Raw genomic sequence first — 24,387 nt, 5'->3', positions numbered from 1 at the left:
AAGTTGAAATGTACACCAATATCATCGTTCCAGTCGTATTCGATCATGGCGAGCGCAGTGCACAGTCTTTGAAAGTTGCCCAGCAACTTTTGGAAGAGGGCGGAAAAATAACACTGCTACACGTCATGGAAGAAGTGCCATCTTACGCAACAACCTACCTGCCCGAAGGGTTGAAGGAGCAGCATGAAAAAGACGCTGTGGAAGGGCTGAACGAAATGGCCAAGGGTTTGACGGCGGACTGTGCATTTGCCGTCGTACATGGCCACGCCTACACAAGTATTTTGCAATACAGCAAAACGCATGAAGCAGATTGCATTGTCATCGCGTCCCACAAACCGGGGTTCGAGGACTACTTTCTGGGCTCGACCGCGGCGAGGGTCGTGCGCCACGCAAAATGCGGCGTGCATATTTTACGATAGCGCCTGCCGAGCCGGAATACCAATGTGAGCGAAAGCCGTGCGGCACCCAGTTTAGGTGCCTCACGTCTGGCCTACTGCTAAGAGCGGACAAATATCACTGCTATTTGTGAAAAAAACACCTGACTTCTACCGTCGCGGGAGACAGCGCCTATTACGATAGCAAGTTAACAAGTGATGAACAGCTTGTGGGCTGTTGTGGTCGGGTGTGCCACTTCGGCTTTGTAATAAAAGCATCTTCAAAGGGATATTTAAATGTTTAAGAAGACTCTATTTGCTGCGGTACTTATTGCGCTGCCAAGCCTTGCTAGTGCAGTAACTGTTACTGCTGAAAACGATTACGCCACGGCGCTTGGACTGGTCGATCCGACACAGTCTCTGGATTTGCCGGGTGCGTGGGTTCAGACACCGCTTACCATCAATCCGGACGCTAGCGTTGGTGGTCAGTATCGCTCACCCTTTGAGACGGCAGGCACAGCGGTTCCGGGGATTGCGGCATCGGCGGGGTATTTTACTGTTGGTGTAACCAGCACGCCATATAGTGGGTTTCCAAACCCGGCGGAACTGACGCTGTCCTCGCTCGCTAAATCCGTTAGCCTGTTGTGGGGCTCACCTGACACATACAACACATTGGAGTTGTACAACGGCGGAACACTCGTCGGTACGGTTTTAGGCGGGCAATTCAACGCTTTGGGTAAAGAGGCGTCTTTTGTCACGATTTCAACGAACGACGTCACGGAGTACTTCGACACGCTCAAGTTTTCATCTACGACCAACGCATTTGAGTTCTCAAATGTTTCTATCGCGCCTGTTCCGCTGCCTGCAGGCCTGCCCCTGCTGCTGGCCGGTCTTGGAACTTTCGCTTGGATGCGCCGCCGCAAAGCTGCGTAACATATCCAAGTAGTCTACGAAAAAGCAGCCCTTCGGGGCTGCTTTTTTTTGCGTTCAGTATGAATACTCGCTGTAGATGCGCGTCAGATCGCCGTTCCAGTCGCCATGATAGTGATCAAGCAGTTCATCAGCGGATGTTTTACCGGTCTCGATGCTCTCATGCAGCGCGTTCAGGAAATGCGTTTCATCCGGCACCATGCCCCCGGCACCGGGCCGTGCGCGCGCGGCAAGGCCTGATTGGCTGATTGAGACTGCTTCACGCGCCAGATCATGCATGCTGATGCCGTTAACCTGTGCCTGAAGGCCATCAACCGACGCAGCAACTCGCAATTCTTCGCGCGTCTCGGCGTCAAACCCTTTGACAAGGTCCCATGCGGCATCAAGCGCTGACTGGTCGTACATCAACCCAACCCAAAACGCCGGCAGCGCACAAAGCCTGCGCCACGGACCGCCATCCGCACCGCGCATTTCGATGTATTTCTTCATCCGTGCTTCGGGAAATGCTGTTGTTAAGTGGTCCGCCCAGTCGGACAATGTCGCAATCTCCCCCGGCAGTGCTGACAATTCACCCTTAAGGAAGTCGCGAAAAGACAAGCCGAGTGCGTCAATGTATTTGCCATCCCGGTAAACGAAATACATCGGCACATCCAAGGCATATTCGACCCAGCGCTCAAACCCGAAACCCTCCTCAAAAACAAAGGGAAGCATACCCGTGCGTGCCGCGTCCAGATCGCGCCACACGCGCGAGCGCCAGGATTTATGGCCGTTCAACTTGCCCTCAAAGAAAGGTGAGTTGGCAAAAAGCGCGGTTGCGACAGGCTGCAAGGCAAGTGCGACGCGCATCTTCTGAACCATGTCCGCTTCGGAGCCGAAATCAAGGTTAACCTGCACCGTGCAGGTACGCCGCATCATGACACGGCCCATCGTGCCGACCTTGGTCATGTAATCATTCATCAGTTTGTAACGCCCCTTGGGCATCAGATCCATCTGCTCATGCGTCCAGATGGGGGCAGCACCCAGCCCGATGAAACCCACGCCGATCCGGTCGGCGACCTCTTTCACTTCGCGCAGGTGGATGTTGACCTCATCACATGTCTCATGGATCGTCTCGAGCGGTGCGCCGGATAGTTCCAGTGCGCCGCCGGGTTCAAGGCTGACATTCGCGCCGTCCTTTTCAAGGCCGATGATCTTGCCGTCCTCAGAAACCGGTGCCCAGCCGAAGGTATCGCGCAACCCTTCGAGCACGGCCTGAATGGAGCGATCCCCCTCATAGGGCAAAGGCAACAGGGTATCCTTGCAGTAGCCGAATTTCTCGTGCTCTGTGCCGATCCGCCATTCTTCCTTGGGCTTACAGCCGCTGGCCAGATAGCTGACCATCTGGTCGTATGACGTAATTGGGCCGCCGCCAGACTGAGGGATAGACATAGGGGAGGCTCCGTCTGTTTTAATTCACATTGCCCCAGAGGGATGGGCCGAATTTAACCGGGTGTCAATGCAACCGGGCTTTTGCGTCAACTGGCCTGCCACGCTGCCAGATCACCTTTGTGGTCTTCTCTGACGACTTCAAAGCGGCCAGCACATGTTCCATACGAAGGCCGGGCAATGTCGCAAAGGCATCGAAAAGCGCTTCCGCCCCTGCGGCGTTCACCGGGATAAGCAACTCGGGTGCTGTACCTTCGCGCAGCCGCCAATGCGCGGGGAAATGCGTGTGATCAAGCGTCACGCTGGTCAGTTCGCGCAACGCCACAGCACCACCGGTCAAAGGGCCAAAGTAGGTGATCTGCCCTTCATCGACCTGCACCGATCCCGGACCGTCACCCGCATGGCGAAATCTGGCACGCTGAACCCCGATCCAGATCAGCGCCGCCCCGCCCACAAGCGCGGCAAGTGCAGGCAACAAGAACAGCGGACCCGCATCACTGAGCCACAAAAGCCCGATGCAAACAGCAACCGCACCGATCAATGCCTCGCGCCAGCGGATGATTTGCGCCTTGGCCTCAGGTCGGATCATCTCGCATCCTTTCGCTGTCGTGATGCGCCCTCATGTCCAGTCCCCCAACGCCTGTTGCCAAACGGTCAATGCAGCAACCGCCGCCGTATCCGCCCGCAGGATGCGCGGCCCAAGCGACACGGGGTGCGCATGTGCAAGACTGCCGAGTTTTTCATGTTCACGGGGCGAAAAACCACCCTCCGGGCCGATCAGGATGGCCCATGGCCCTGCCTTTTGGAGCAGAGTCAGGCTCTCGCCTGCACGTTCTTCGTCACAAAACATGATACTTCTCGTGGTATCCCAACCGCCCAGCACCCAGTCCAGCCGCGCAAGGTCGTCGACTTTGGGTACAAAGGTGCCGCCACATTGCTCGGCAGCTTCCACCGCATGCGCCTGCAGTCTGTCGCGCTGAATGCGCCCTGCATTGGTAAATTCCGTTTGCACCGGCATGATCCGCGCAGCCCCCATTTCCACGGCTTTTTCCACAATGAAATCCGTTCGGGCCTTTTTGATCGGCGCGAACAACAGCCAGAGGTCCGGGGGCATCAAAAGGGGCCGTGTCTGACGGAGCAGATGCAATTCCCCTGCCCGCTTACCAGCCTGTGCCACTTCGGCCAGCCATTCGCCGCTTTGCCCGTCAAAAACCAGAACATGCGCGCCTACGCCCAGACGCATCACGCCGAAAAGGTAATGTGCCTGATCGCGCGACACAGGAACAGATTGCCCCTCCCCTAAAGGGTGATCTACATAGAGGCGGATTTTGGCTGTGACTGAGCGGTCCATACGGAGATACATATGCAAGAGCCAGCCCAAGCGCCAGATGGTCAGGTCGCAGATGCGCCAAAAGACAACTGGGTCGATGTCTATGCCCCGGCGGCGGCGCGCCCCTATCTGCGTCTCAGCCGTGCGGATCGCCCGATTGGCACATGGCTGTTGCTGCTGCCCTGCTGGTGGGGGCTTTCGCTATCCATGCTTTATGATCAGCAGGCCAGCTGGTTCGATCTGTGGATCGCCATTGGCTGCGCATTCGGCGCTTGGTTGATGCGCGGTGCGGGCTGCACGTGGAATGACATCACCGATCGTGATTTTGACGGGCAGGTTGAACGTACCCGCTCGCGTCCGATCCCCTCGGGTCAGGTCACCCTGCGCGGCGCCGTCATCTGGATGTGCCTGCAGGCCTTGCTGGCGTTTTGCATTCTGCTGACATTCAACCTTGCCGCAATCGGCCTTGGCATCCTGGCACTGCTGCCTGTCGCGATCTACCCTTTTGCGAAACGTTTTACGTGGTGGCCACAGGTATTTTTGGGCCTTGCGTTCAACTGGGGCGCACTGTTGGCGTGGACGGCCCATAGCGGCCAGCTTGATGCGCCAGCCGTTGTTCTTTACGCCGCCGGTATCGCATGGACCCTGTTTTACGACACGATTTATGCCCATCAGGATACAGAAGATGACGCGCTGATCGGGATTAAATCCACCGCACGGCTCTTTGGAAACAAAACCGCCGCATGGTTGCGCCGGTTTCTGATGGCCACGGTTGGGCTGATGGGTGTCGCCGTGATCTTTGCCGTCATGCCAGCCGCGAATATGCTGGCCCTTGTCGTGGCCCTCGGCGGGCCATGGGCCATGGGCTGGCATATGGCGTGGCAACTGCGCGGTCTGGATACCGATGACAACGCAAAACTATTGCAGCTGTTTCGGTCGAACCGCGACACCGGCATAATCCCGCTTGTGTTCTTTGGCATCGCGCTCCTGCTGTGATTGAAACCTGCGCGCGTGCCGCGTATCAAAGGACGCAACCTCTAACAGTTTCAGGATGATATGCCACTTTCTCGTGCTCACCTCGTTGCGACAGCCTTTGCAACTGCTGCAGGCGCGTCCTTGCTGGCAGCAAGCTATTCGGTAAACGTCATCGAAGACAGATCAGAGACTGAAATACGCTATCTTCTGGATCGCAACGGACTGACTTGGGCCGAGGTCGAAGCCGACGGCCTTCGGGTCATGATGGCAGGTGTCGCACCGACCGAAGCGCTCCGGTTCCGGGCACTGAGCCTCGCTGGCTCGATCGTGGACGCCGCCCGCGTGGTCGATGAAATGGAAGTGGCAGCGGTCGCTGAATTGGAGGCGCCGCGGTTTTCAGCCGAAGTCCTCAGGAATACCGCAGGTGTTTCCGTTATCGGGCTGATCCCGCAAAGCACCGACCGCGCGGCGATCATGGAGGGGTTCTCGGCAATGAGCGACCTGCCCGTCACCGACCTCCTGGAAACCGCCGACTACCCGGCCCCAAGTGGCTGGGAAGACGCGGTGGCCTATGCCATCACCGCTATCAAGGATTTACCGCGCGCCAAAGTGTCGGTCGATGCCGGTCGCGTCTCAATAACGGCCATTGCGGACAGCGCCGCAGACAAGGCCGAGATGGAGGCGCATTTGTTCCGCATTGCACCTCCCGCGCTGCGCGTATCGCTGAATATCACTGCGCCGCGTCCGGTGATCACGCCCTTTACACTCCGATTCGTGAAAGACGGCAGCGGCACGCGATTTGACGCCTGTTCCGCCGATACGGATGAGGCGAGGGGCCGTATTCTGGATGCGGCTTTCAAGGCCGGGCTGACGGGTCCGGGACGCTGCACCGTTGGCATGGGCGTGCCATCCCCCTCATGGACCGAAGCGGTCGTAAACGCCATTGACGCGCTCAACACCTTGGGCGACGGGACGGTCACTTTTTCCGATGCCGATGTCACCCTTGCTGCGGCTGAAGGGACAGATGCGGGTCTGTTTGACCGGGTTATTGGCGAGTTGGAGGCGACGCTGCCAGACGTGTTTGTCCTGAACGCCGTTTTGCCATCGCCAAGTGATGCGGACAGCGGCCCGTCTGAGTTCATTGCAACCCTCAGCCCGGAAGGGCAGGTGCAATTGCGCGGTCGGATGCCGGGCGAAGCGATACGCGATGTCGCGGACAGTTTTGCAAAGGCCAAATTTGGATCGGACAATGTCTACACGGCAACGCGCAATGTCGCGGACCTGCCTATGGATTGGTCCACGCGCGTTCTGGCCAGCATCGAAGCGCTTGGCTTTCTCAACAGCGGGGCTGTGACGGTCACACCCGAACGCATCACCTTGTCGGGACGATCCGGCAACGCCGAGGCCAGCGAGACGATTGCGCGACTGATGGTGGAAAAACTGGGCAATGATGCCGCCTTTGACGTCGATATTGCCTACGTCGAAGCGCTCGACCCTGTTGCAGCCTTGCCCACTGCCGAAGAGTGCGAAATGAAGATCGCCGACATCGTGGCCGGGAGCAAAATCAACTTTGAACCCGGTTCGGCGACAATAGATGCGGCAGCACTCACCACCATGGATCAGATCGCCGATGTATTGCGGGTCTGCGGGGATCTGAAACTCGAGGTGCAGGGTCATACCGACAGTCAGGGCCGCGAGGAAATGAACCGCTCGCTCAGTCAGGCGCGGGCACAATCGGTGCTGAATGAACTGAGGGCGCGCAAGGTTCTGACATCAAACTTCATCGCGAAGGGCTACGGCGAGGCCAACCCGATTGCCGACAATGACACCGAAGAGGGGCGCGAGGCCAACCGGCGCATCGAATTTAAACTGATCCGACCCGAACCAAGTCTGCCAGAGGGCGAATCTGCGCTGGAAAGCATTGCCGAAAAAAGCGATACAGTGACAGAAACCGAATAATCCGCGCCAACCGGTACGTCGAAAGGACAGTAGAATGACCAGCCCGCAATTTGTGGTGGCGACAGCAATCATGCTGTTTATCGCCTTTTGCCTCGGATGGTTTGCCAATTGGCTGGTGCACCGTTTTTCACGCGTCGCAGCCGATGATGTCGCGCAGCTGGACCGCATGAGCCAGGAACTGCATGAAGCGGAGGAAACCCGCGATCAGGCGATCACCTACTTGCAACAGCGCGAAGCCGAACTGACCAACCAACTTGCGCAGACCGAAGCCGAGTTGCGCGCGGCGATGGATGGGCTTCGCGACGCCCGTCACGAAGCCGAAGAGATGCGTGCACGCGTCAACCAGAAACAACAGGCTGGCTGACGGCGTATCGCGTTATTTTACGGTCAGATGGGCGCAGCTTGCATGATGCCCCACGTTTTGCGACGTGCTGCCCAGTACGAGCGCAGAAAGATTGCCGAGCCCACGGCGCCCGGTCACGATCAGGTCGGAGTCAACGCTGTTTGCGTATTCGATCAGCGCTTTCGCTGCATCGCCTTCACCCACATAGGTTTTGATCTCACCGGTGTGTCCGGCAGCCTTGGCAGTTTCGATGGCTTTTTCGAGCATCACAGCCGTTGATTTGGCTGTTTCTTCGGCTGAGGGCATCGTTGTTGCAACGTGGTAACCCGCAACAGCCCCCATGGCAAAGGCAACAGTTTCGGGATGCGGCGTATGCACGACATGCACGGATGAATCGTATTTCGTCGCCAGATCACAGGCCATCCGAATAGCGTTATCCGAAGGTTCTGAACCGTCATAGCCCACACAAATTGTCGAAAACATCGTCTAATCTCCCTCTATTTCTGATGGGAAGATTATACCTCGAACAGCACTACGTGCGATATGACTTGGATCAACGCTACAGCGTATTGGTTACCATCGCTCCAGCGCGGCTTCGTCCTCGTCGCGCGCGGCAACCCATGATGCGCCTTGGGACGTGATCTCGCGCTTCCAGAAAGGCGCGCGGGATTTAAGGTAATCCATCAGAAACTCCGCAGCTTCGAATGCATCCTTGCGGTGGCGTGCAGCGGTTGCGACCATCATGATCATTTCGCCCGGCACCAAGCGGCCATGACGGTGAATGACGAGCGCATCGCCCAGCGACCAACGCGACATTGCCTGCTCGCCAATATCCGTCAATGCCGCCTCGGTCATGCCGGGGTAATGCTCAATCTCCATCGCCTCAAGCGGGGCTTCATGTGTGTCCCGCACGATGCCCGTAAACGTGACAATCGCTCCCATACTGTTATGCCCTGACGCAAAGGTCTGTGCCTCATGGCCAAAGTCAAAGGGGGCGTCCTGCACCACGACCCGCATGCGTCAACCTCCGGTCATGGGCGGAAAGAACGCAACCTCTTTTGCGCCCGCGAGCGGGGCGTCAAATTCGCACAACTCCTGATCTATTGCGACGCGCAAAGCCGAGGTATCGGCAAAGGCCGCAGCATAACGCTCTTCCTTGGCGCGCAGTTCTGCCACGAGATCGTTCACGGTTGCCGCCGACGTCTCGACAGTCTCGCGCGGGGTGCCAATACGTTCCCTAACCCAGGCAAAATAAAGCACATTCATTTGTCGTCATCCTTCAGATACGGCATGGCTTTCATTAAATAATCCACACCGGTTATCAACGTGAGCGCTGCCGCGATCCACAATAGAGTCAGCCCAATCGACCCGGCCCATTCCATTGCCATGTGTTTCCAGCGCAAACCTTGCAGGTCCGGTTCAGCACCCGCAAAAACAGCATCGACCATCGTCTGATCCATGCCCCAGGCGGACATCCCCAGATAATGTTCAAAGACACCGTGCGAAAAGAGCACCGCAATGGCAATCATCTGAAGCGTCGTTTTCCATTTGGCCAATACAGTCACTTTCAAAGTTCCGGCCGTATCGCCCAGAAATTCGCGCAGCCCTGACACAAATACTTCGCGAAACAGTATCACCGTGGCGGGCAAAACCAGCCAGGGCGACCAGCTGGAAAAGCCGATGATGACCATGAGGGCGATCACCACCATGGCCTTGTCCGCAATCGGGTCCAGCATCGTGCCCAGCTTGGTCTCCTGCTTCCACGCGCGCGCAAGATAGCCGTCAAACCAGTCCGTCACGGCAGCCGTGACAAACAGGATCAACGCGAACCAATCCGCATAGGGTCGCGTGAAATAGAGGAACATGACCGCCACCATCGGGGCAGCAATCAGGCGGGTAATGGTTAACAGGTTTGGAATAGTCATTCTCATGTCAACACCTTACACCGCCGGGTTTGCGGGTGAAAGCAACAACCAAGTGCAATACCGCTTACGGCAATAAAACCCCCAATCACTGAACGGGGCGTGAACAGATCAGCCGCGTTCGTGAAAATAGTCATATATTTTTTCCGCCAAAGCGCCCGAAACGCCGTCCACTGCCTTGAGGTCAGTAAGATTGGCGCGCGCAACCGCCTTGGCCGAACCGAAATGCGCCAGAAGCGCGCGTTTGCGGGCAGCGCCAACGCCGGGCACATCATCAAGCGGGGTGGCCCCCACAGCCTTGGACCGCTTGGCCCGATGTGTGCCAATGGCAAAGCGGTGCGCTTCGTCCCGCATCCGCTGGATGAAATAGAGGACCGGATCATTGTGGCGCAGGGCAAAAGGGCGACTGCCCGTGCGATAGAATTCTTCCTTGCCTGCATCGCGGTCGACGCCTTTGGCAACGCCAACCATCGGAATGTCCTCAACGCCATACTCCCGCATGATCGACGCCACGGCACTGACCTGTCCTGCGCCCCCGTCGATCAGCAACAGATCTGGCCAGTGCCCCTCTTTGCGTTCCGGATCCTCTTTGATCAGGCGCTTGAACCGCCGTGTCAGCACCTCTTTCATCATACCAAAATCATCGCCGGGAGTGAGATCCTCCCCGCGAATGTTGAACTTACGGTACTGATTTTTCAAAAACCCCTCGGTCCCGGCCACGATCATCGCACCGACGGCAAAGGCCCCCTGAATATGCGAGTTGTCATAGACTTCGACCCGCTCGGGCGGGGTCTTGAGGTCAAAGGCTTCGGCCAGCCCTTTCATCAGACGCGCCTGCGTCGCGGTTTCTGCCATCTTGCGTGCAAGGGATTCGCGGGCGTTGCGCAGGGCACCGTCGATCAACTCCGCCTTCTCACCGCGCTTGGGTACGATCAATTCAACTTTGCGGCCAAGCTTTCCGGACAAGGCATCTGCCATCAGGTCCGGGTTTTCAATGTCACTGCTCAATATGATCTGGCGCGGCGGTTCGCGGGTGTCGTAAAACTGACCGAGGAATGCCTCCAGAACCTCAGCCGCATCTACATCCGCCCCGACGCGCGGATAGTAGTCGCGGTTCCCCCAGTTCTGATTGGCGCGAATGAAAAACACCTGCACGCAGGCCTGTCCGTTTTCCAGATGCAGCGCCACGATATCTGCCTCGGCCACGCCCTTGGGGTTGATTCCCTGCGCGGTCTGCACCTGCGTCAGCGCTTTGATACGGTCGCGCAAAGCTGCCGCACGCTCAAACTCCATCGCCTCGGAGGCCTGCGACATATCACGCGCAAGCCGCGCCTGAATATCCGTCGTTCTGCCCGTCAGGAACTTTTCCGCATCCTTGACCGTCTGCCGGTATTCCTGCGGGGATATCTTGCCAACACAGGGCGCAGAGCAGCGTTTGATCTGGTACTGCAGACAGGGGCGCGTCCGGCTCTCGAACATGCTGTTGGAACAGTCTCGCAGCAGAAACACGCGTTGCAGCTGGTTGAGCGTTCTGTTCACCGCCCCCGCCGACGCGAAGGGGCCGTAATAGCTGCCCTTTTCCTTCTTCGCCCCGCGGTGCTTTTTGATCTGCGGATAATCATGATCTGCAGAAACGAGGATGTTTGGAAAACTCTTGTCATCGCGCAGCAGCACATTGAACTTGGGCTTGAGCTGTTTGATGAGGTTCTGCTCAAGCAGCAGGGCTTCGGTCTCTGTCTTTGTGGTCAGAAACATCATCGACGCCGTCAGGGATATCATCCGCGCGATGCGGGGCGTATGACCGGTTGGCCGCGCATAGCTCGACACACGCGCGCGCAGGTTGCGCGCCTTGCCGACGTAGAGCACCCGGCTCTCAGAATCGAGCATCCGGTATACGCCCGGTGAGACATCAAGCGTTTTCAGATAGCCCTGAATAACCTCGCAGCCCAGCACCTCGCCTTCCGGATGAGTGTCAACTTTAACCGTCATAACGCTCTTTACATGATTCCCGTTTCGGCTGCACTGTAACGCAGGTGGCTGCAAGGCTTAAGGTGTCCACCGAACCTGTGGACAACTCTGCTGATAACTTGCACCCAGCCGGGATTTTTCCTTGTTTTCTTGATATTTCCACGAAATGCCCAAAAAACAGGCACAAACTCAACCCCTTGTTTTTACGGAAAACTTTCCTGCCAATCTGGCAAGGGTTTGAAAATATTAGCATTTTTGTAATACTTTTGTAACGATGATCCGAAACGTGCAAAACTTTTCTCGGGCTGACTTATTCAACCCCAAGTATGTCTAGCGTTTCCCAGCCCAGATGCTGCCCGCCATCGATGCAAAGCAGCTGACCTGTCAAGGCTGGTGCATCCAGAATATACCCGAGCGCTGCGGTGATATCTGCCGGATTCGATCCTCGTTTCAGAACCGTGTGCGCTCTTTGCGTCCTGAACTGTTCATCGGTTTGCCGTCCACCCTGCAAGGTCGGGCCGGGCCCGATGGCGTTCACACGGATCGCAGGGGCCAATGCCTGTGCCGTCGTCTGGGTGAGCGCCCATAGCCCCATCTTGGCCAGCGTGTATGTCATGAACTCCGGCGAGAGTTTGCGCACTCTCTGGTCGATCATATTGACGATAACCCCCGACGCATAAGGCTCGCCCGCGTCATCGGTTTTCGGTGCCATCTGCTGATCCGCCATTTGCTGCGTCAGAATGAAAGGCGCGCGCAGATTGCTCTGCATATGCCGGTCCCAGCTTTTTCGTGTGGCAGTGTCGATGGTGTCATATTCAAAAATGGATGCGTTGTTGACCAGGCATGTGATGTCCCCGCCAAGGCAGTCACGGGCCTGCACAAAGAGGTTGGCCGTCTGCGCATCGTCCAGCAGATCGGCTTGCAACATATGCCCCTGCCCCCCCGCTTCCTCGATCAGGCGCACCGTTTCTGTGGCCCCCTCAGCTGATGAGGCATAGTGCACCGCCACCCGGTAACCGCGTCCCGCAAGATACACCGCCATCGCACGTCCCAGCCTGTGGCCCGCACCTGTCACCAACGCCCTTGTCATCAGAAAAGCCTCCGATCCCGTGTCACGCAAGAAGTAAGACAAGATAGGCGATATACAACACCGACAGAACCACCCCCCATGCCCGCGTGATATTCCATCCGAAAAAGACGAAAGGCAAAAGCAGGAAGGACGCCGCCAGCATGACCCAGAAATCAAACCGCATGAACTCGGGATCAACCGGGATTGGCCCCACAAAGGCCGCAACGCCAATGATCGCCAGCAGGTTGAACATATTCGAGCCAATGACATTGCCCAAGGCCACATCAGCCTGACGGCGCAAGGCGGCCATAACAGTCGTCGCCAGTTCCGGCAGCGAGGTCCCGATCGCGACGAGCGTCAAGCCGATGACCGTGTCGGAGATGCCGTATTCTTTTGCAATCACCGTCGCATTTTCGACCAGCAGGCTTGCGCCCAAGGGCAAACCAACCAACCCCAACCCGAGAAAGATAAAAATCCGCCACATCGGCAGATTTGGATCAACCCCTTCGAGGTCCTCTTCGGGGTTCTCACATTCTGACGTGCTGTGATTGTAGGCGTCCCGAAAAGCGTCCCCAAGCACCAGCGCCAGAGCGCCCAGAAGAACAAGCGCCGCAATCCAGTCAAAGACACCGCGATAAGCCAAACCTATGAAAAGGACAGACGCTAGGATCATGTGAATATATGTCTTGCGCGTGTCACATTCTGAGGTGTGCATCGTCGCCAGCAAGGCCGGAATGCCAAGCACCAGCAGGATGTTCGCCGTGTTCGATCCGACCACATTGCCCAAGGCCAATCCCGGCACACCGTCCAGCACGGCCTGCACCGAAATCAGCAGCTCAGGGGCAGAGGTGCCAAAGGCCACGATTGTGAGGCTCACGATCAGTGCAGGCACCCCAAGGCGCAGGCTCAGGTTCACCGCACCCTTGACCAGTGAATCGCCAGCAAGCAGGAGGATAAGCAGCCCAAGGCCGGACAACAGCCAAGGCGTCATGTACGGTTTCCTTTATCGCCACACCCGCAGGGACCCCGCCCGATACGGTAGCGTCCGCAGGATTTGCACTTGGCCGACGCGAGGCGTTTTCCACCCAACCAGTGCATCTTGCCGAACATGGCAAGCACCCCCATGAAGACGAGAAACAGAGTGACGATCTTGAAAATCATCCGGTTACAAACCAAACTGCGCGAAGGCGCTGCGTTCTTCGATACTGTGCAACGTATCGTCTAGGATACGGCTGCCAAAGCGGCTGAGCAGGGGTTTGCGCACGCCATAGCTGCGAAACTTCACCTTGTCGCCAAAGCGCTCAATCATCATGGGTTTGAGGTGGCCGATACCATCGATCAACCCAAGCTCAGCGGCGCGGCGTCCCAACCAGACTTCTCCGGTGAACAAATCGCGGTCCTCGGGCAGTTTGCCGCTGCGGCGCGCGGATACGTGATCTTTGAAATTGCCATGGATGTCTTCGAGCAGACCTTTCAGGCGGGCCACATCTTCGGGATTTTCCGGGCGGAACGGGTCAAGCATGGATTTTGACTTTCCCGCCGTGTAGACACGACGCTCTATGCCTTGGCGTGCCAAAAGCTCATGCGCGCCAAAAGACGCCGAAATCACACCGATCGATCCGACAACCGAGCTTTCGTCCGAGTAGATTTCATCCGCAGCCGCCGCGAGCCAATAGCCACCAGATGCGGCCACATCCTCGACAAATGCGATCACGGGTATGCCTTTTTCTTCGGCTAACCGCCGAATGCGTGCACCGATCAAGGAGGATTGCACGGGGCTGCCACCGGGTGAATTCACTTCCAGAGCGACGGCCGCAGGCTTGCCGCGCGAAAAAGCCTTTTCAATCGCAGGCGCGAGGCTTTCGTCGTTCAAAGTGCCACGCCCCGCGGCGCTGATCACACCAGCGAGGCGGATCACTGCGATGGTCGGGTCTGATTTCAGAAAGGGTATCCAACGTTTCATGTGTGCTCATGTAGAATGGCGTCCCGCATCAAACAAGGCGGATACGACAAGAGTTTTCACACGTTACTTTATTGCCGAAGACGCCAACCGGTTTTGAAAATCCATCCGATCACCAGCAGACACACGCCCGTAAAGGCTGCAATAGCCATAAGGGAAAGGCCAATCGGCACATCTGCAGCGCCAAAAAACGACCATCGAAATCCTGAAATCAGGTAGACGACCGGGTTGAAAAGCGAAATCGTTTGCCAAACCGGCGGCAGCATCGAAATTGAATAAAATGCGCCACCCAGAAAAACCAGAGGGGTAATCACGAGCAAAGGCACCAGTTGCAACTGTTCAAAATTGCTTGCCCATATGCCGATGATGAAACCCAAAAGCGAAAAGCTGAGGCAGGTCAGGACGAGAAACAGTATCATCGCGATTGGGTGCGCGATCTGAATGTCCACGAAAGCAAAGGACGTGGCCAAAATAATCACCCCGATAAACATCGCCTTTGCGGCAGCAGCACCCACATAGCCCGCGACGATCTCAAGAAAGCTCACGGGGGCGGAAAGGAGTTCATAGGTCGTGCCGATGAACTTGGGGAAATAGATGCCAAAGGATGCGTTGGAAATCGCCTGCGTGATCACCGACAGCATGATCAGGCCCGGCACGATGAACGCGCCATAACTGACCCCGTCCACTTCCTGAATGCGGCTGCCAATGGCCGCGCCGAAAACCACAAAGTAAAGCGATGTAGACAAGACCGGGGACAGCAGGCTTTGTGCGATGGTTCTGAAGAACCGGGCCATTTCGAACATAAAGATGGTTTTTACAGCGATAAGGTTCATGCTTCGACCTCCGCGTCTTGATGGACCAGATCAACGAAAATGTCCTCCAGACTGCTTTGGCGCGTTACGACATCGCGCAGCACGAGGCCCGCAGCCGCAACATCCGCCAACAGCGACGTAATGCCCGTGCGTTCCGCGCGCGTGTCATAGGTGTAGGTCAGTGAGCGACCGTCCTGAGCAAGGCTGAGGCCGTATTTCGCCAAAGCCGCGGGAATGCCGTCGAGCGTTTGGGTCAATTGCACCTGAAGCTGCTTTTGCCCCATGCGCTTCATCAGCTCGGATTTTTCCTCGATCAGCAGCAACTCGCCCTTGGCGATCACGCCAACCCGGTCCGCAATGGCTTCGGCCTCTTCGATGTAATGGGTCGTCAGCACGATTGTCACACCAGACGCCTTGAGATCTGCAACGATCTCCCACATGTCCTTGCGCAACTCGACATCCACACCTGCCGTTGGTTCGTCCAGAAACAGCAGGCGTGGTTCATGGCTCAAAGCTTTGGCAATCAACACACGTCGTTTCATACCGCCGGATAGCTCACGGATCTGATTGTCGCGCTTGTCCCACAAAGACAGTTGCCGCAGGATCGCCTCCACCTTTGTGTCATCACTCGGCTTGCCAAACAGCCCGCGCGAAAAACGCACCGTGTTGATCACACGCTCAAAGGGCTCAAGATTGACCTCCTGCGGAACCAGACCGATCATGCCCCGGGCTGCGCGAAAATCCTTGATGATGTCAAACCCACCCACGCGCACGCTCCCGCCGCTGGCCCGCGTGATCCCGCAAACAGTGGAAATCAGCGTCGTTTTGCCTGCCCCATTCGGCCCAAGCAGGGCGATGATCTCGCCCTCTTCAATCTCAAGGCTGACACCGTTGAGCGCTTTGAACCCGTCAGAATAGACTTTGCGCAGGTCCTTGATCTCAAGAATGGCCGTCATTTGAACGCTCCCCCACAGAATTGCCCGAACAAATAGGGCCAGGTGGCCGGAATGGACAGAGCAGAAATGCGCAGTACCTCTGCGTCCCGGATGCGGTGCAGCGTGTCGCATCTGTGCAAGACCTGCATCGTTTGCATGATATGGGTAGCAAATGACAACTGTTGCTGAGAACAAGTCAGGCCTTGCGATCCTGTTCATCCTATTCGGGGTTCTGGCCATTTCCGTCAATGATATGCTGATCAAACAGCTTTCCGGCCAGTATCCACTGCACGAACTCGTCTTTCTGCGCTCAGTTCTGGGGCTCGCATTTTCGGTATTTCTGGTCCAGATGGAAGGCGGCTGGCGCATTCTGAAAACGCGCCAACCTGTATTGCACGCGATACGCGGCCTGCTCATTGTCGCAGCGAACATGAGCTATTTTGCAGCCCTTGCCGCGCTTCCGCTGGCGGATGCAACGGCGCTGTTTTTTGCCGCACCGCTTTTGATCACCCTATTGTCGATCCCGATTCTGGGGGAGAAGGTTGGCATCCTGCGCATGACGGCCGTTCTGGTCGGGTTTTGCGGTGTGATCCTGATGCAGCGGCCCTGGGCGGGCGCTGACACGCTTGAGGCGTCGCGTCTTGTATTGTTGCTGCCCGTCTTTGCCGCCTTGATGTATGCGCTCAACCAGTTGATGACGCGAAAACTTGGGGTCAGCAGCAAAGCCTCTGCGCTGTCGGTCTACATTCACATGTCGTTCATCGTGGTCTCGCTGGGGTTCTATCTTGTTGCCGGGGATGGCCGGTTCGCGGCGGGGACAGAAAACGCCTCAGTAGAATTTCTGTTGCGCGCGTGGATTTGGCCGGTGGGCATAGACTGGTGGTTCATCCTCGGGATGGGCGCCAATGCCGCTATCATCGGCTATTGCCTGAGCCAGGCCTACCGTATCGCAGATGCCGCAACCGTCGCGCCGTTTGAATATGTCGGGCTGCCACTGGCGGTTTTCTGGGGATGGCTGATCTTTGCGCAACTCCCGGTCTGGGAGGTCTGGGCGGGTATCGCGCTTATCCTCGGCTCGGGGCTGTTCGTGTTCCTGCGCGAGCAGCAAAAAGCCCGCGTGGTGGCGCGCGGCCCGATCAAGCGTCAATAGCGTCGCGTCGCTCCAGATAATACCGCACAGCGTCCTGCACATGGCGGAAACGGTCTCCGCCCAGATGCTTGCCGCCATACCAGCGCGTCACGACAACGATTTCGTCCTGCAGCCCTTCGCGCTCCAACATGCGCAGGATCACCATACCGGCCCCGGCCTCACCGTCATCATTCTTGAGCGGACCGCTGGAAGTCAAAAGGCCCCATGAATGATGCGTCGCCTTGGCAAATTTCTTGCGCCGCAGCAGCGCTTTGACAAAGGCCTTGGCCGCTGTTTCATCTGCGCAGGGCCCGCCGGAGACGGCATATTTTGACCCGCGGTCGCTAATGATCCCTTCGAAAACCTGCACGCCCAGCCCCTCACGCCACCCGGACCACAACCTTGCCGGTTGCTTTGCGCGTGCGCAGTAAATCAAGCGCCTCATTGGCCTGCTCCAGCGGCAGGACATGGCTGACATGTGGTTTGATCTTTCCGGCCACATACCAATCGGTCAGCACCTCGAAACTATCTGTCAGGACCTTTGGGTTCACCCGCGTATAACCACCCCAGTAAAAGCCGATCACCGTCAGGTTCTTGACCAGCAGATGGTTGGCCGGAATTTGCGGCACCTCGCCCGAGGCAAACCCCAGCGGGATCAGGCGCGCCTCGGGTCGGCACGCCCGCAAGGCCGCCTTGAACTGCTCACCCCCGATCGGGTCATAGACCACATCCGCGCCGCCCAGTGCCTTGACGCAGTCCCGAATATCATCCGTCTCGGAATCGATCAGATGATCCGCGCCTGCCGCCTTGGCCACCTGTAGTTTCTGCGCCCCCCGCGCCACGGCGATCACCTCTGCGCCCATCAATTTGCCCAACTCGACCGCCGTCAGCCCGACGCCGCCCGAGGCCCCAAGCACGAGCAACCGCTCCCCCGCACGCAGATGCGCCTTATAATCGAGCGCAACATGGCTAGTTCCATAGGCAATGAGGAAAGCGGCGGCATCTTCATCGGACATGACATCCGGGATCGGCACACAGATATCGGCGGAAATTGCCGCGAAATCCGCCAAGGCGTCAAAGCCGCAATAGGCAGCGATCCGTTGACCGACCGTGAACCTTGTCACGCCCTGCCCCACCTCGGTGACCGTCCCGCAGAGTTCCATACCAAGGGTAAAGGGCACGTCGGGCCGTTCCTGATAGGTGCCTTTGATCGCCAGCAAATCGCCAAAGTTCAGACCGCAGGTGTGCACCTTGACGACAACCTGCCCGGCCCCGGCGGAGGGGTGCGGTATGTCTCGCAGGCTGAGGGGTTTGCCAAGTTCCGTCACTTGCATCGCGCGCATCGAAACATCCTTTACTGCCGCATTCTGCGCCTATCTGCCCAGAGGGCGTGCGTATTTGCAAGGGGCGCGGCGGTGCGATGCGCCTTTTGGTCTTGGCAAGCCTGTGGTCGTCATGTCAGGACAGCGGTGCGACCAAGCCGCCGGACACAGCATGACCTACACCCGCTATGCCATCTACTACACGCCACCGCCCGGGCGGTTTGCCGAGCTTGGTGCGCGCTGGCTTGGATGGGACATCGCCAAAGGCCAGCCCGTCGGTTCACCAGACCTTGATATCGTCGCGACCCCGCGCAGATACGGGTTTCATGCCACGCTGAAAGCGCCGTTCTTTCTGGTGGACGGGGTCACAGAAAATGACATGCTTTGTGCGTTTCGCGATCTGGCTCAGAACCTCGCGCCCGTCGCGTTGGAAGGGCTAGAGGTCAAACGCCTCGGCGGGTTTGTCGCGTTGGTGCCTTTTGGCATTACGGATGCCTTGCAAAGCCTTGCAGCCAACTGCGTCACGCGGCTTGACCCTTTTCGCGCGCCCTTGAGCGAAGCGGAGCGTCTGCGAAAAACAAAACCGCATATGACGCAGGCGCATCGCCAGAACCTCGAACAATGGGGATATGCCCATGTGATGGACTCGTTTCGGTTTCACATGACGCTGAGCGGTCCGCTCCCCAAACACATCCGCGACAGGGTGATGACGCAGGCCGAGGCGCATTTCGCACCAGCGCAAATTGCACCGCTGACAATCGCCACGATCACGCTTGTCGGCGAACGCGCGGATGGTACTTTCAAGTCGATAGAACAGGCGAGGCTGCGCGACCCGCAGACCGGTGCCGCAATATGAAGGCCAGCCGCATGAGGTCGCTCCCCACCTGATCCACAAATGCGGGCGGCGTGTTTTACAGATCAAGCACCAATTCACCGCCATCCTGCAGCGCACGCGACTGGCACAAAATCATCTGATCGCTGCGCTGTTTAGCGGACAGAACAAAATCTCGATGCTCGACCTCACCGGAGATGACGCCGCATTTGCACACGCCGCATAGACCGTCGGAACATTTCAGATCAACGGCGACGCCCGCTGCAATCAGCGCCTGCGCGGCAGATTGATCGGCGGGCACCGGGATGCGCCGACCGTCTTTCAATGCCAGCGTGAAATCATGGTTTTGATACTCCGGCAGGTCGGGAACCGTAAAATACTCCTGATGGCGCGCCTCCTCAAAGACGCCCGCCTTTTCGGCCGCCTCCATAACGGCCGCCATATAGCGATCAGGGCCACATGCGTAGACATGCGCACCTGTCCGGGGGGCGAGGAAAATCGCATCGAGCGGTGCGCGCGTGCCATTCTGACTGTTATGAACATGCACCCTGTCTGCCCAAGGCACGGAGTGCAGCAACGGCACAAATGCCGCCGTTTTCTGATGTGAGACCGAGTAATGCACCTCGAACGACCGCCCCTCAGCATGAAGCGCATGGGCCATCGCGATCATGGGTGTCAGCCCAATGCCCCCGCCCATCAGAAAACTGTGGTCGGCGTCGCGCACCAGCGGGAAATGGTTGATCGGTCTGGAGACAAAGACCTTTCGGCCCTCAGCGAAAATACGGTGCAGCAGCCGCGAACCGCCCTTGCCGGTCTCTTCGCGCAACACCGCAATTTCATAGCATGTGCGATCTGCCGGGTCTCCCATCAGGGAATACTGGCGCAGGGCATCAGGCGCGATGACAATGTCCAGATGCGCCCCGGCGTCCCAGCGGGGCAGCACCGCACCATCTGTCGCTTTCAGCAGGTAGTGACTGATTTTATCCGTCAGATGGGTAACGCGCGCGACCTGCACCTGAACGACAGGGCTGTCATTGGTGTCGGCCGCGTAAGCGTGCGCCCAGGCACCTGTTTCGCCGGCCTTGCGCCGACGCTTGTATTCCGCTGCAGATATCAGGTTCTGATAGGCCGCGATCCCCGCCTCACGGTCCATCGGAAACGGGTAGGCCCAAGGCGGTGGGGCCAGCGGTGCCGGGTATACCGCCAGCGTCTGATCGGCGTATTTCAGGTCGAGGTCGACCTGCAGATCCCGCGCATTCACCGGTGCGCGCGCAGGGTGGTAGCCGCCGTCCTGATCAAGCTCGATGTCCCACCACCACTTTTTGACGGGCTTCAGCCCCCCATTGCCCAAAGCGTCATCCAACCGCGCCAGCACCGGTGCGGCCTTTGGCACCTTCATCGCCGCCCAGCGAAACGGCTTTTCCGCAAACAAACCCTCAAGGTTCCACGGGCAGGTTTTCATGCAGCGCCCACACATCGACCCGCCCTTGGTCGTAATGCGATAGGTTGCGCATTTCTGGCTGTCCGATTTCCAGATTTCATAGCCGTTGAACATCTTTTTCGGCCCTGCGGTGATTGCGCCCGAGGGACACTCCCGCGCACATTTGTTGCAGCTTTCGCAAAACCGCTGGAGCCCGAAATCAATCGGCTTGTCATGCGCAAGCGGCATATCGGTCGTCACCACCCCGGATTTCAGGCGCGGCCCCAGAAACGGGTTCAGGATCACCTCACCAATGCGGCTGACCTCGCCCAGACCGGACAACAGCAACAGGGGCGGTTGCAGCACCTCGCCATCCATGACCGTGTGCGCCTTGGCCTGATACCCCATGCGTCTGATCTGACGCGCGATCACCCCCCCGAGCAGCGAGAACCGCAGATAGGCCCGCATGGATTGCGCCACGCTGATCCAGTCATCCCCCGAGGCCCCCTCCATCGTTTCGAAACCCTGATCTATAATCATGCTGATCGCCTGATCGTGCGGCGGATCCAGCACGGCACCCGTTGCATCATGGCTATACCACGTCCAGTCTGGGCAACGGCTGATGCCGACCGCATCCACGCCCAGATAATAACTCGTGGCCTTGATGTTAGCTGCGTTCTCTTCTGCCGTCGCAATGTGTTTCTGCCCCGCTTCGGAGCCATCCTGAAACGGGATCAAAGCACCCAACATCCGCCGTTGCGCCATCGAAGGGGCCGATTTGAGCGCGTAGTAGCCCCCGGCGGCGGCCTTTTGCACCGCCTTGCCCAGATCACCGAATTGCGCGCGCGCGAACATGTCCGCCCGTTTGGGCACCCGCGCGACATGCGCCTCATCAATATAGGTCGTCGGCTGCTCAACCCGTTTCAGCGTCTCGAAAGGGTGCGGTCCTTTGGCAAAATCGCGCCGCGCAAACGGGTCCTTGTTCAGTGCTGATTTTGCGGTTCCATAGCCAACCCACCACGCAGGTGCATTTGTTTTCAGCCATCTTTGCTCGGGCAATGGACGCAGCGGTCGGTCATGCGCGACTGGCAGTGTCGTCGTGACAACCGCCACCCCAAAACGATCCCCCACAAAGGGGTTCACCAGTTTACCGGCATCAACAACGGCCAAGCCTGCCGCGACGGTCAACTGGTTCAGATCAACGTCCGTGCTGGTGGCGGTATGCGCCTTGGCATCCCAGCCCAGCAACCTGATGTATTCGGCCAGAACGACCGCCGTTTCGGACGCGCGCAGACAGGCCCGATGCGCCTGCGCATGCTGGATCCAGGCGGCGCCCGTTTCGTCGGCGCGTGGGTCGCGCGGCATGTCATAAAGAAAGACCAACGCGTGCTCATGATCCACAATGGTGCTGGGGGGTGCCTGCACGCTTTCCTGCAAATCCGCCATGATCGTATCGATGCCGGACGCCAGCGTCTTGACCTGCTTGGTCTTGAGTTCCTGCGCCAAGCGATCAATGCCCGCATTTCGCACAGGCTGCGCGAGCAAGGCGCTTCGGGGCACAGGCCCAACGCCCACCATGGCCGCATCGCTGAAATAGCCGAAGGCTTTCAAATGCTTGGACCGCTCATCCGGGTCATCCGGGCAGGTCGCACGGGTGCGGTTCACCAAACCGTCGCGGATCGCATCCATGGTGGCCTGATATTCATCCATCGCATGAATGATCGACAGCGGGTCATCGTGGTTTTCAAACGACAGGGGCTTCATCGCAGGCACGGACGTAAGGTCGGGCATTGCGCCACGCTCCAAGCGTTCCATCGGGTAAGGGCCAAGGTGCGGCGGGCGTTTTGCAGTAGAGAAAAACCTTGTCGTCACTGTGGACACTCAATCAGCCTGACAGGAGACCACAACGGCACCCTTCACCGGGCAGCAGCACCGCCAGATCAATCAAACCTATACGCAAACGGCGCGGCTTTACCAGCCCTGCGCCATCACGCGCATCAGGCAGCGTTCAAAACCAGATCGGACGCCTTTTCTCCGATCATGATCGCGGGCGCATTCGTATTGCCTGAGACGATCTCGGGCATGATCGAGCAATCGGCAACGCGCAGCCCGTCGATGCCGTGAACGCGCAATTTATGATCCACGACCGCATCCGCGCCATCGCCCATTTTACAGGTGCCCGTGGGGTGATAGATGGAGGCGGTATTGTTGCGTGCCCAATCAAGTGTCGCGTCAAAGTCATCCATATCCAGACTTTCATGCGGGCGATACTCCTGCGAAATCTTGGAGGTCAGCGGGGCATGGCGCGCAATGGAGCGGGCGATGTTGACGCCAGCCACCACCGTCCGGCAATCCGTTTCAGTCGAGAGGTAATTGGGGATGATCTTGGGGTAGGCGCGCGCATTGGCCGAGGCCAGTCTGATTTCACCTTTGCTTTCAGGGCGCAGCTGACACACGGACATCGTGAAGGCTGAGAACTTGTCCGCCCCCTTGCCCGGGTTTTCCGCCGACAAGGGTTGCACATGAAACTGGATATCAGGGGTTTCCAGATCATCGCGGGTTTTCAGAAACCCGGTGGCAAGGCTGGCGGCCATGGTCATGGGACCAGCACGGAACAAGGCGTATTTCAGCCCGATCTTGGCTTGCCCCATCAGGCTTGTCACCTCATCATTGAGTGTGGGTTCATTGCATTTATAGACTAAACGCGCCTGCAAATGGTCCTGCAGGTTCTTGCCAACGCCCGGCAGGGCCTTTTTGACGTCTATGTTGTGTTCAGACAATTGCTCCGCATCGCCGATCCCCGACAACATCAAAAGCTGCGGCGAGTTGATCGCCCCGCCACACAGGATAACCTCGCGGTGGGCATGGATCATGTGCTGTTGACCAGACCGATCCGTATAGGTCACACCAACCGCGCGGCCCTCTTTGATCTCGACCTTGTCCGCCTGCGCATGCGTAATGATCTTGAGGTTGGGCCGTTTCTTGACAGGATTCAGATAGGCCACCGCAGAACTGCACCGCCGGCCATTGCGGCTGGTCAACTGGAAAAAGCCGACGCCTTCCTGTTCGGCGCCATTGTAATCGGGATTATATTTGTAACCCGCAGCCTGCGCCGCCGCGACCCATGCATCCGTGATGGGCCGCTGGATACGCATGTTCGAGACCGAAAGCGGCCCCTGATCCCCGTGAAACTCATCCGCACCGCGTTCATTGCATTCGGCCCGCTTGAACAGCGGCAGAACATCATCCCAGCCCCACCCGGTATTGCCCATCTGCCGCCAGCGATCATAGTCCTGTGGTTGCCCACGGACATAGAGCAACCCGTTCAGCGATGACGACCCGCCCAGCACCTTGCCACGCGGCCATTCAATGGACCGCCCGTTCAGGCCCGGATCGGGTTCGGTTTTGTAACACCAATCAACGTTTGGATTGTGGATGGTTTTGAAGTATCCAACGGGAATGTGGATCCACGGGTTCAGATCGCGCCCGCCTGCCTCCAACAGGATCACCTTGTTTTTGGGGTCAGCGCTTAAACGATTGGCAAGGACACAACCGGCTGAACCTGCTCCGACAATGACAAAATCTGCTTCCACGACGCACTCCCCCATGTAGAATAAAAAAACTCTAGGCAAAAACGATTAACCATACTAGGGTTTTTTGGGACGAAATGTCTCAATAATCG

At 57.9% G+C, this 24,387-nt stretch carries 24 protein-coding genes; 7 read left to right on the top strand and 17 right to left on the bottom strand.

Translation table 11 applies throughout. The features are described 5' to 3' along the window. Positions 1–8 precede the first annotated feature (8 nt). Both RLO149_RS01955 and RLO149_RS01950 read left to right on the top strand, forming a co-directional pair. On the top strand, positions 9–419 hold the full coding sequence (locus RLO149_RS01955; RefSeq protein WP_013960369.1) for a universal stress protein: 411 nt from the start codon (positions 9–11) through the stop codon (positions 417–419). 252 nt (positions 420–671) lie between these two features. Beyond that, positions 672–1,307, top strand: a complete 636-nt coding sequence (locus tag RLO149_RS01950) for an Npun_F0296 family exosortase-dependent surface protein (protein ID WP_013960368.1) — start codon at positions 672–674, stop codon at positions 1,305–1,307. A gap of 54 nt (positions 1,308–1,361) precedes the next feature. Here the strand turns inward: RLO149_RS01950 and RLO149_RS01945 are convergent, their stop codons facing one another. From RLO149_RS01945 to RLO149_RS01935, 3 genes are all read right to left on the bottom strand, one after another. Further along, on the bottom strand, positions 1,362–2,732 hold the full coding sequence (locus RLO149_RS01945; RefSeq protein WP_013960367.1) for a glutamate--cysteine ligase: 1,371 nt from the start codon (positions 2,730–2,732) through the stop codon (positions 1,362–1,364). 64 nt (positions 2,733–2,796) lie between these two features. Further along, a complete protein-coding gene (locus RLO149_RS01940; RefSeq protein ID WP_013960366.1) occupies positions 2,797–3,318 on the bottom strand; it encodes a hypothetical protein in 522 nt (173 codons plus the stop codon). Positions 3,319–3,348: 30 nt separating this feature from the next. Beyond that, positions 3,349–4,092 carry a 16S rRNA (uracil(1498)-N(3))-methyltransferase gene (locus tag RLO149_RS01935; RefSeq protein ID WP_245538108.1) on the bottom strand — a complete coding sequence of 248 codons (744 nt, stop codon included), beginning with the start codon at positions 4,090–4,092 and terminating at the stop codon, positions 3,349–3,351. Between RLO149_RS01935 and ubiA the strand changes: the two genes are divergently transcribed. Genes ubiA through RLO149_RS01920 form a run of 3 tightly spaced genes read left to right on the top strand, consistent with a single transcriptional unit; the run spans position 4,093 to position 7,357 of the window. Continuing rightward, positions 4,093–5,055 carry a 4-hydroxybenzoate octaprenyltransferase gene (ubiA, locus tag RLO149_RS01930; RefSeq protein WP_013960364.1) on the top strand — a complete coding sequence of 321 codons (963 nt, stop codon included), beginning with the start codon at positions 4,093–4,095 and terminating at the stop codon, positions 5,053–5,055. Between the two features lie 60 nt (positions 5,056–5,115). Then, on the top strand, positions 5,116–6,993 hold the full coding sequence (locus tag RLO149_RS01925; protein WP_013960363.1) for an OmpA family protein: 1,878 nt from the start codon (positions 5,116–5,118) through the stop codon (positions 6,991–6,993). Between the two features lie 34 nt (positions 6,994–7,027). Beyond that, complete coding sequence (locus RLO149_RS01920; protein WP_013960362.1) at positions 7,028–7,357, top strand: hypothetical protein; 330 nt, start codon at positions 7,028–7,030, stop codon at positions 7,355–7,357. Between the two features lie 12 nt (positions 7,358–7,369). Here the strand turns inward: RLO149_RS01920 and RLO149_RS01915 are convergent, their stop codons facing one another. The 10 genes from RLO149_RS01915 to RLO149_RS01865 form a co-directional block, all read right to left on the bottom strand. Then, complete coding sequence (locus RLO149_RS01915) at positions 7,370–7,819, bottom strand: universal stress protein (RefSeq protein WP_013960361.1); 450 nt, start codon at positions 7,817–7,819, stop codon at positions 7,370–7,372. Positions 7,820–7,909: 90 nt separating this feature from the next. After that, positions 7,910–8,353 (bottom strand): molybdenum cofactor biosynthesis protein MoaE, encoded by a 444-nt coding sequence (locus tag RLO149_RS01910; RefSeq protein WP_013960360.1) that lies wholly within the window; start codon positions 8,351–8,353, stop codon positions 7,910–7,912. Positions 8,354–8,356: 3 nt separating this feature from the next. After that, positions 8,357–8,602 carry a molybdopterin converting factor subunit 1 gene (gene moaD / locus RLO149_RS01905; RefSeq protein ID WP_013960359.1) on the bottom strand — a complete coding sequence of 82 codons (246 nt, stop codon included), beginning with the start codon at positions 8,600–8,602 and terminating at the stop codon, positions 8,357–8,359. Then, positions 8,599–9,267 carry a CDP-diacylglycerol--glycerol-3-phosphate 3-phosphatidyltransferase gene (gene pgsA / locus RLO149_RS01900; protein WP_013960358.1) on the bottom strand — a complete coding sequence of 223 codons (669 nt, stop codon included), beginning with the start codon at positions 9,265–9,267 and terminating at the stop codon, positions 8,599–8,601. The genes moaD and pgsA overlap by 4 nt, the downstream gene beginning before the upstream one ends. A gap of 102 nt (positions 9,268–9,369) precedes the next feature. Then, the gene (uvrC, locus tag RLO149_RS01895) at positions 9,370–11,247 is read right to left on the bottom strand and encodes an excinuclease ABC subunit UvrC (RefSeq protein WP_044025172.1); all 1,878 of its coding nucleotides are present in this window, start codon (positions 11,245–11,247) and stop codon (positions 9,370–9,372) included. Between the two features lie 289 nt (positions 11,248–11,536). Then, positions 11,537–12,316: an SDR family oxidoreductase gene (locus tag RLO149_RS01890; protein WP_013960356.1), complete on the bottom strand. Its 780-nt coding sequence runs from the start codon at positions 12,314–12,316 to the stop codon at positions 11,537–11,539. Positions 12,317–12,338: 22 nt separating this feature from the next. Further along, entirely contained in the window at positions 12,339–13,286 is a 948-nt protein-coding gene (locus tag RLO149_RS01885; protein WP_013960355.1) for a calcium/sodium antiporter, read from the bottom strand. Positions 13,287–13,460: 174 nt separating this feature from the next. After that, positions 13,461–14,258 carry a S49 family peptidase gene (locus tag RLO149_RS01875; protein WP_013960354.1) on the bottom strand — a complete coding sequence of 266 codons (798 nt, stop codon included), beginning with the start codon at positions 14,256–14,258 and terminating at the stop codon, positions 13,461–13,463. Between the two features lie 68 nt (positions 14,259–14,326). Continuing rightward, positions 14,327–15,088, bottom strand: a complete 762-nt coding sequence (locus RLO149_RS01870) for an ABC transporter permease (protein WP_013960353.1) — start codon at positions 15,086–15,088, stop codon at positions 14,327–14,329. Next, on the bottom strand, positions 15,085–16,023 hold the full coding sequence (locus RLO149_RS01865) for an ABC transporter ATP-binding protein (RefSeq protein ID WP_013960352.1): 939 nt from the start codon (positions 16,021–16,023) through the stop codon (positions 15,085–15,087). Before RLO149_RS01865 ends, RLO149_RS01870 begins: the two co-directional genes overlap by 4 nt. Positions 16,024–16,174: 151 nt before the next feature. Between RLO149_RS01865 and RLO149_RS01860 the strand changes: the two genes are divergently transcribed. Further along, on the top strand, positions 16,175–17,152 hold the full coding sequence (locus tag RLO149_RS01860; protein WP_013960351.1) for a DMT family transporter: 978 nt from the start codon (positions 16,175–16,177) through the stop codon (positions 17,150–17,152). On the opposite strand, the gene RLO149_RS01855 is transcribed toward RLO149_RS01860, so the two are convergent. Both RLO149_RS01855 and RLO149_RS01850 read right to left on the bottom strand, forming a co-directional pair. Beyond that, positions 17,139–17,501, bottom strand: a complete 363-nt coding sequence (locus tag RLO149_RS01855; RefSeq protein WP_013960350.1) for a YigZ family protein — start codon at positions 17,499–17,501, stop codon at positions 17,139–17,141. The two genes, RLO149_RS01860 and RLO149_RS01855, sit on opposite strands and share 14 nt — an antisense overlap. A 10-nt stretch (positions 17,502–17,511) precedes the next feature. Further along, positions 17,512–18,474, bottom strand: a complete 963-nt coding sequence (locus RLO149_RS01850) for an NADPH:quinone oxidoreductase family protein (RefSeq protein WP_013960349.1) — start codon at positions 18,472–18,474, stop codon at positions 17,512–17,514. A gap of 151 nt (positions 18,475–18,625) precedes the next feature. On the opposite strand from RLO149_RS01850, the gene RLO149_RS01845 reads away from it, so the two are divergent. Beyond that, positions 18,626–19,309 carry a DUF1045 domain-containing protein gene (locus RLO149_RS01845; protein ID WP_013960348.1) on the top strand — a complete coding sequence of 228 codons (684 nt, stop codon included), beginning with the start codon at positions 18,626–18,628 and terminating at the stop codon, positions 19,307–19,309. Between the two features lie 55 nt (positions 19,310–19,364). On the opposite strand, the gene RLO149_RS01840 is transcribed toward RLO149_RS01845, so the two are convergent. Beyond that, positions 19,365–22,520, bottom strand: a complete 3,156-nt coding sequence (locus tag RLO149_RS01840; protein WP_425357868.1) for a reductive dehalogenase — start codon at positions 22,518–22,520, stop codon at positions 19,365–19,367. 182 nt (positions 22,521–22,702) lie between these two features. Beyond that, entirely contained in the window at positions 22,703–24,298 is a 1,596-nt protein-coding gene (locus RLO149_RS01835) for a GMC family oxidoreductase (RefSeq protein WP_013960346.1), read from the bottom strand. Positions 24,299–24,387: the final 89 nt, after the last annotated feature.

The organism is Roseobacter litoralis Och 149 (genome assembly GCF_000154785.2).
GTDB classification, from domain to species: domain Bacteria; phylum Pseudomonadota; class Alphaproteobacteria; order Rhodobacterales; family Rhodobacteraceae; genus Roseobacter; species Roseobacter litoralis.
Note: the sequence above shows the minus strand (reverse complement) of the source record. Positions and strands in the feature narration are given on the sequence as shown.

Coding starts and splice junctions, on each gene's coding strand:
- RLO149_RS01955 (WP_013960369.1), top strand. CDS start 9: ATGTACACCAATATCATCGTTCCAGTCGTATTCGATCATGGCGAGCGC.
- RLO149_RS01950 (WP_013960368.1), top strand. CDS start 672: ATGTTTAAGAAGACTCTATTTGCTGCGGTACTTATTGCGCTGCCAAGC.
- RLO149_RS01945 (WP_013960367.1), bottom strand. CDS start 2,732: ATGTCTATCCCTCAGTCTGGCGGCGGCCCAATTACGTCATACGACCAG.
- RLO149_RS01940 (WP_013960366.1), bottom strand. CDS start 3,318: ATGATCCGACCTGAGGCCAAGGCGCAAATCATCCGCTGGCGCGAGGCA.
- RLO149_RS01935 (WP_245538108.1), bottom strand. CDS start 4,092: ATGTATCTCCGTATGGACCGCTCAGTCACAGCCAAAATCCGCCTCTAT.
- ubiA (WP_013960364.1), top strand. CDS start 4,093: ATGCAAGAGCCAGCCCAAGCGCCAGATGGTCAGGTCGCAGATGCGCCA.
- RLO149_RS01925 (WP_013960363.1), top strand. CDS start 5,116: ATGCCACTTTCTCGTGCTCACCTCGTTGCGACAGCCTTTGCAACTGCT.
- RLO149_RS01920 (WP_013960362.1), top strand. CDS start 7,028: ATGACCAGCCCGCAATTTGTGGTGGCGACAGCAATCATGCTGTTTATC.
- RLO149_RS01915 (WP_013960361.1), bottom strand. CDS start 7,819: ATGTTTTCGACAATTTGTGTGGGCTATGACGGTTCAGAACCTTCGGAT.
- RLO149_RS01910 (WP_013960360.1), bottom strand. CDS start 8,353: ATGCGGGTCGTGGTGCAGGACGCCCCCTTTGACTTTGGCCATGAGGCA.
- moaD (WP_013960359.1), bottom strand. CDS start 8,602: ATGAATGTGCTTTATTTTGCCTGGGTTAGGGAACGTATTGGCACCCCG.
- pgsA (WP_013960358.1), bottom strand. CDS start 9,267: ATGAGAATGACTATTCCAAACCTGTTAACCATTACCCGCCTGATTGCT.
- uvrC (WP_044025172.1), bottom strand. CDS start 11,247: ATGACGGTTAAAGTTGACACTCATCCGGAAGGCGAGGTGCTGGGCTGC.
- RLO149_RS01890 (WP_013960356.1), bottom strand. CDS start 12,316: ATGACAAGGGCGTTGGTGACAGGTGCGGGCCACAGGCTGGGACGTGCG.
- RLO149_RS01885 (WP_013960355.1), bottom strand. CDS start 13,286: ATGACGCCTTGGCTGTTGTCCGGCCTTGGGCTGCTTATCCTCCTGCTT.
- RLO149_RS01875 (WP_013960354.1), bottom strand. CDS start 14,258: ATGAAACGTTGGATACCCTTTCTGAAATCAGACCCGACCATCGCAGTG.
- RLO149_RS01870 (WP_013960353.1), bottom strand. CDS start 15,088: ATGAACCTTATCGCTGTAAAAACCATCTTTATGTTCGAAATGGCCCGG.
- RLO149_RS01865 (WP_013960352.1), bottom strand. CDS start 16,023: ATGACGGCCATTCTTGAGATCAAGGACCTGCGCAAAGTCTATTCTGAC.
- RLO149_RS01860 (WP_013960351.1), top strand. CDS start 16,175: ATGACAACTGTTGCTGAGAACAAGTCAGGCCTTGCGATCCTGTTCATC.
- RLO149_RS01850 (WP_013960349.1), bottom strand. CDS start 18,474: ATGCGCGCGATGCAAGTGACGGAACTTGGCAAACCCCTCAGCCTGCGA.
- RLO149_RS01845 (WP_013960348.1), top strand. CDS start 18,626: ATGACCTACACCCGCTATGCCATCTACTACACGCCACCGCCCGGGCGG.
- RLO149_RS01840 (WP_425357868.1), bottom strand. CDS start 22,520: ATGGAACGCTTGGAGCGTGGCGCAATGCCCGACCTTACGTCCGTGCCT.